Raw genomic sequence first — 3,852 nt, 5'->3', positions numbered from 1 at the left:
ACCGAGAGTTCAGCCTTGTGGCTGGAAACGCTATGTACGGACTGATTACCGTGATTCACGTTTCAACGAATCGCACCAAAATACTCCGTCAGTTTCCCGATGCGAAAGTTAAACGCTTTGTACCGGTGTTTGAAGTACAGTTCCACATTCCCCCGGTGTTCCCACAATCCCAGCAAATTAACAACCACATCCGAGTAATGCGCTTTCACATCCCGCTGCACCTCGGCCATGCGTTCCTCGATCGTTCGAGTCGTAACGCCAATTTTATAGAAGATGTTGCCGTTGGCTTTGACCTCCAGAAAATAGAGCGAATTCACCAGAATCCGACGAAGCTGTGCCCGATAAATCAGCAAATCAGCCCGCCGTTCTTCCAAACAAGATAACCCCGCAGATAAAGCAATCTCTATAGAACCTTCCAACGAAGCCAGCTCCGACAGCAGCAGCGGTTCTTGGACTCGGTTGAACAGCGCCAGGGGAAGTGCACCCACTGGGATGAGGCCGAGGTTTGTGAATTGATAAGAGCGAGATCCCTCTGATTCCAACAATCCTTTCAACTGCCACCGAAAGTTTACCAAGTCTTGGGGAATGGCGTAATTTTGTGCGCCGTACTCTTTCCACAGCACCTTCAACTGTTCTAATTCATCACCCTTAAGTTGTATGTTGAAGCTGTCGTAGAGGGGCAGCGATGGGAAAGCTTTGGTTTTAATCCGCTGCGAGACTGGTTTACAAGTTTCCTCAGTGTGCGCGAAGTGGTGTTCTTTCACGTTCCCCTTTTTCGCTGTGAGGGAGCCTCCGCAGTAGAGGCAAGCGAGGTTAGTTTTTCCGCGCACAACTTCATCAATGCCCGTCAGTTCGCCGCTGAGAGCAACACCAAATTTAAGCCACATCGCCTGTCAATTCTCCTAAAAGCAGGTTTGTAGATGCACCCGCTCCACATGACCGACGATTTTAACAAATTCAGGGGTGAGGGCTTCTGCCTTGGGAAAGAAAGCTCGCTCGCATTCCATTTGGGATGCGTGACTTTAATCCTTGCATCCTTGCATCCTTGCATCCAAAATCTAAAATCTAAAATCTAAAATCTAAAACTGCTCCTCACCAATCAGGAATTTCTTCAGGCCATCCGTCTGCTTCGGGTTGTGACAGTTGTGACAGTTCCTCTCTTGGTAACGGCACAGCAGACAATTCATCCTCTACAGGGGGAAATGTACGTTTTCCCCTGTAGGACAGCATGGAAAGAGAGGCGATCGCTCCTTTGACTTGATCTGGCTTCACATCTAAGTAGCGCTGCAACTGTTCGAGGTTGCTGTGACCGCTGATTTCTTGAATAATCCGCAGTGGAATGCCCGCGTTGCTCATCTGAGTCAGGGCCGTTCTCCTAAAACTGTGGGTAGATGCTCCCTCGATGCCGATCCGCTCGAACGCTTCTCTCAAAATCTGATCCGCTGAGTTGGTGTGCAGGTGCTTCCAATGGTGCGAAGGGTGGCGGCCGGGGAATAAATAAGTCTCGCCGGCGTGGCAACGCCAAGATATTAGGAGACTTCGCAAGTCTTCAATGACCGGAATCGTCCTGGTTTGAAGTTTTCCTTTGGTGTTGGCTTTGCGGAAGTTGATTGTAGAACGGACAGCGCCAGAGTTTGTGTAGATATCCTTGACCATCAGGGAACAAGCTTCGGCAATCCGACAAGCCGTGTAGAGACAAACTCCGAAGAGGGTGCGATCGCGCGAGGTCTGGAATCCTTCGTTGAACAGCAGTTCGATTTCCTCCTGCGTAAGGATTTTTGCTTGTCCGTGCCGTTCTATCTTCATGCTTGGTGTATACTCGACCCGATACCACAGAGTTTGCCGCAAATACTGCATTACTGCATCCGTAGGCGGGAATTTCTTAATGCGGCGGTTCAGAAGTCGGCAAGTTTGGTTCGGGTGATGGCAGCTCGGGTGTTGATAGCTGCTATAGCGTGTTTAAATAGTTAAACTTTGGCTTAGGGTAAGATTTGCTGTTGAGAGTTATAAAGTCATGCTGGAAAACATAAAAAGCTCTTGCGAGCGTCTTGATTACTACAAGGGTGAGGGATGCTGGTTTGCTTCGATAGCGAAAAATTACTTTAAACACTTGGAGATATACATTGCTGGTGATGTGAATAAACTTAATCCAACTCTCAAAAAAACAGCAGTTCGCGTTTTCAACAACTTTAGTGCCGTTGAGTCAACTTAAAATTGATAAAGTTTAAATCAAAGAGAGCATAATGCTTTAATTACTTTTGCTCATACTCGCACTTTTGCCATTTTTGAGTAAGTGTTGAAGCCCAGCTATGCAATCCATAATTCTCTATTTTACTGGCGCACAACTAGATAGCCCCGTGTCTTTTTGGAAGTTGAATCAGTAGTATTCATTGCTTTCCAAAGATTCTCCGTAGAAGCCCATACAGGCGGATATTTATAACTGGCTACGTCTTCAATCAGAAACCGATCGCTTTGCTCATGATAGGCAGCAAGGGGAGAAATATGCCCGCTTTTACCCTGACCCAAAACAGAGCGTTGGTAGTTCACGATTATATAATCGCCAGAACGGGTAAGGTTGGCTTTTGCTTGGGTACGAAATTGGTTAAGTGTTGTCTCTGACGCATAGTAGACCTCAACTTTGACGTTGTGACTTTTCAGTAAGGCCGCTAATTCATCAAGAGTCATCGCGGAAAAAGTGACGCCATAAGAAGAACGGATATTCTGGGTTTGACCGTCAAAAAAGGTGTCTTGGGTTAGGGGGCGATATTCCTGTTTTTTGCTGCCGAGTGCATTCAGAACCGTCACACTGCTAGCCACACCACAATATGCTGGACGTTGTTTGAGTCGAGGGGGGATAGTCGGGTAAGGTTCAAGCGTCACCGCTCTCCCCTCCCCTAAGAACCGTGCATGAGACTTTCGCACTCACACGGCTCAAGCCTTACTTCAAGCGATGGACTTGGATTTTGAATGTTCCTGTATATGGCACGCTCGGTGCAAGTGCTGAAGGTTTTTGACCGAATTATCTCCGCCTTGAGCTACAGGAACTATGTGGTGGGTATCTAACTCCTCTCCGTTGAATAAAGATTCGCCACAGATTGGACATTTCCAATTTTGGTTTTGTGCTATTTTGTAGTTGCGCGAGTTGCGCTCCCAATAACTTTTACCATATTTCTGATAGCGTTTTTCCCAATACTCTCTGAGAGAGGGGTCATCCGGTGACGAATTCCCCTTGACCTTTACATGGCGTTCAATCGGCGTATACGCTATCGGGTAGAGGATTAAATCCTTTTCTTTCCCTCGGCGGTCGCTAGTTATAGTAGCGAACGTCCATTTATTACCATCTATGGTTTTGAAATAGCGTTTCCGAACCCATTTTGTGTTTTTGTTAGGATGTTTACGCTTCGACCAACTCCAAAGGTATTGCCAGGTTCTACTTTTGATGTATTCAAAAGTTTGTTTGCTAACAACACCTTTATAGTAATTGGAAAATCCACGCAGAATTGGATTAAGTCTTTTTATGACTACTTCTTGTTCACACCCATTCATTGCTGAGATTTCTCGTCCAATTCTTTTACAAAAGTCGAGGACTTTCTTCTTTGAAGGCTTAATCAGCAATTTGCCATTATAATGGCGGTGGTTGAATCCAAGGAAGTCAAAACCTTCTTCCATTGACTTTATTAACGTCTTCTCCGCGCTGAGTTCAAGTCCTCTTGTTGATAACCATTGCTTAATCTGATCTTGGGCGATTTCGAGACTTCCTTTGTCTCTGGCTGTGAGTCGGGTAAAGGGATTACATCGCTGTAACCCCCTCCCCTCAAAACCGGACTTGTACCTTTGGGCACATCCGGCTTA

4 protein-coding genes are annotated in these 3,852 nt (G+C 46.3%); all 4 read right to left on the bottom strand.

Features of this window, described 5'->3' with window-relative positions; all coding sequences use genetic code 11:
• Nucleotides 1-62 precede the first annotated feature (62 nt).
• On the bottom strand, nucleotides 63-887 hold the full coding sequence (locus tag QT990_RS35440; RefSeq protein ID WP_333466390.1) for a GIY-YIG nuclease family protein: 825 nt from the start codon (nucleotides 885-887) through the stop codon (nucleotides 63-65).
• A gap of 205 nt (nucleotides 888-1,092) precedes the next feature.
• Complete coding sequence (locus QT990_RS35435; RefSeq protein ID WP_333466389.1) at nucleotides 1,093-1,857, bottom strand: tyrosine-type recombinase/integrase; 765 nt, start codon at nucleotides 1,855-1,857, stop codon at nucleotides 1,093-1,095.
• Nucleotides 1,858-2,331: 474 nt separating this feature from the next.
• Nucleotides 2,332-2,880: a phytochelatin synthase family protein gene (locus QT990_RS35430; protein ID WP_333466388.1), complete on the bottom strand. Its 549-nt coding sequence runs from the start codon at nucleotides 2,878-2,880 to the stop codon at nucleotides 2,332-2,334.
• A gap of 63 nt (nucleotides 2,881-2,943) precedes the next feature.
• Nucleotides 2,944-3,669 carry a group II intron maturase-specific domain-containing protein gene (locus QT990_RS35425; protein WP_333466387.1) on the bottom strand — a complete coding sequence of 242 codons (726 nt, stop codon included), beginning with the start codon at nucleotides 3,667-3,669 and terminating at the stop codon, nucleotides 2,944-2,946.
• Nucleotides 3,670-3,852: the final 183 nt, after the last annotated feature.

The organism is Microcoleus sp. T3_B1, assembly GCF_036700445.1.
Taxonomy (GTDB): Bacteria; Cyanobacteriota; Cyanobacteriia; order Cyanobacteriales; family Microcoleaceae; genus Microcoleus.
This window is presented reverse-complemented; position numbering and strand designations above follow the sequence as displayed.